The following is a 2,452-nucleotide window of genomic DNA, read 5'->3' on the forward strand; positions in this document are numbered from 1 at the left end:
GAGTGCTCAAATTCAGGACAATCCATAACAGGCGCACATTCTTATCGCTAAAACCAACAATGTTTCTGGTTTTTGATAGGTATTTAGAACGCTCTTCGGGAAAATTAGACCAAAGATTGTATAAAGCATTTTCTATAGTGATGTATGACTTATCATCGAGAAGCGTCTCGTAATCTGTCTTAAGATTTTCGGGAATTTGAGTCACATACTGAGAAATGGCCTGCCTTACCTTTAAACCATGTTTAAAAGTATCGGAAGTGACTAATTCTGGTGCTTGGGAAATCACCTTTACCTTAGCTTCATCAGAGACATAGTACTTAAGATAATCTGTACATTTTGAGGATTTGGCTTGGCAATCGACCATCAAATACTCATTGATAAATGTGGATTCGTTTTTAAGCAAACCAAATGCAGCTTCCACAGGGAATTCTTTTTGCTTAATCCAAACATTCACAAAAGTAGTTAGTGACTTACCATATAATCGTTCAACTTCTTTTACAAAATCAGAGGTTTCTACATTACCAAATTGATGTTTTTCCAGGTAATTCTTCACTGCACCTTTAAACACCTTATTATCAACCAAAGTTCTCAAGGCATGAAGCACCCAAGCACCACGCTCATAAAAGGTAAGACTACTTGACTTTGGGTTTAAAAGCGACGTACCCTTGCCATCAATATCCTGCCGACCCAAATTAACAGCAGATTCATAGAGCTTAAAATAGTAATGGTTGTCACCAAAAATATCGCGCTCAGCCAATAAAGCATAATAGGTAGCAAAGCCTTCCTGCAACCAATGATGTTCTCCAGAGGTTGCGGTCACTAAATTACCAAACCATTGGTGGGCCAACTCATGTGCATTAACATTGATGTAGTTTTTATCGTTAAATCCAATGTCGTCAACCATAAATGCATCAGAGAAGATTGTACAACTCGTGTTCTCCATACCTGCATATAAAAAATCGTGTACAGGCACTTGTTTATAGTTCTGCCAAGGATAAGCAAAGTCAATCTCTTCTTCCAAAAAATCGAACATCTGTTTGCTGTAACGATAAGTCGGTTCTACCTTAAGTGAATCTTCAGGATAGTAATAATATTCTAATGGAATACCACTTTTAGAGGTTTCTGTTTTTTTATCGTATTTACCTATAGCCAGTGCAACCAAATAGCTGGACATGGGTTGTTTCATATCAAAAGAATATTTGTTTTGATATGTATGATGAACCTTTCCCTCTAACTTTTTGACACCATTAGAAATAACTTCATACCCATCTTCAAACAACAATTTAAGATCAAATTCTATCTTGTCATTGACATCATCAATACTTGGCAACCAATTGCTCGTGTACTTGCCTTGACCTTGTGTCCAGATCTGTGGTTCTCCATTTCGTTCAACGAAATAGAGTGCTTTTTTAGGAATGACCTCATATTCAAAATTAAAATCGTAGGTCACGCCTTCTTTAAAATCGCCTTTTATCCAAATTTTATTGCCATCATAAGTATGGGTCAGTCCAGTATTCACATAATCAGGAAGAGACATGTTCAACTTAAATCCTTTGGCGTCCAAAAAAACGGAATCGACAGGTTTTAATATTTTAAAACTATACTTACCACTTCCATAAACTAATGACGAGTCAAGAGCAAAGCCAATTGTTGCCTCTACCCTTTCATAATCCACATAATCCGTCTGTTGCCCAAAGCAAAAGCCTAGCTGAAAAAAGAATACAATAATCAGAAATTTCTTCATGATTCAAATCTACACAAGAATAACGCCAAAATACTATTTTTCTGTCATTCCTGCGAAAGCATGAATCGAAAAAGAATGAAGATGCTTCGTCCCGATAGCTATCAGGACTCTGAATGACAAAACACTTTCGACTTAACCCCAAATGACTTAAATTAGCTTTATGAGCGTAAACTTACAGACTCCAATTGATTATCTCAAAGGTGTTGGGCCTAATAGAGCGGATTTGTTACGCTCAGAATTAGGCATTCACACCTATCAAGACCTTATCAATCTATTTCCAAACCGCTATATCGACCGCACCAAATATTATAAAATCAACGAGTTGCAACGTAACAATGCCGAAGTTCAAGTCATTGGAAAAATTACAGGCCTTAGAGAAGTGGCGCAAAAGCGAGGAAAGCGCTTAGTAGCTGATTTTAGAGACGATACAGGCATGATGGAGCTCGTATGGTTCAGAGGTCAAAAATGGATAAGAGAGAGCCTTAAAATAGATCAACCGTACGTCATTTTCGGGAAAACCAACTGGTACAATGGCAAGTTTAGTATGCCGCATCCTGAAATGGAATTGCAATCCGAGCACGAAAAAAACTTACGCTCTGCAATGCAAGCCATTTATCCCTCTACAGAGAAATTATCAAACAAAGGTATTACCAATCGGGTTATGGCCAAAATAATGCAGCAACTGTTTCTGGAAAGCAAAGGGTAATT

1 protein-coding gene and 1 pseudogene are annotated in these 2,452 nt (G+C 37.4%); one reads left to right on the top strand and one right to left on the bottom strand.

Going from position 1 to position 2,452, the window contains the following annotated elements; genetic code table 11:
• Positions 1 to 1,744, bottom strand: a 1,744-nt coding sequence (locus Q0992_RS09865) for a M1 family metallopeptidase (protein ID WP_299523220.1), incomplete at its 3' end; no start/stop codon positions are given.
• A gap of 160 nt (positions 1,745 to 1,904) precedes the next feature.
• Here Q0992_RS09865 and Q0992_RS09870 point away from each other — a divergent pair.
• Positions 1,905 to 2,444 (top strand): annotated as a pseudogene (locus tag Q0992_RS09870) (OB-fold nucleic acid binding domain-containing protein); the annotation flags it as partial.
• Positions 2,445 to 2,452 lie beyond the last annotated feature (8 nt).

This window comes from Winogradskyella sp. (genome assembly GCF_028289625.1).
Lineage (GTDB): Bacteria > Bacteroidota > Bacteroidia > Flavobacteriales > Flavobacteriaceae > Winogradskyella.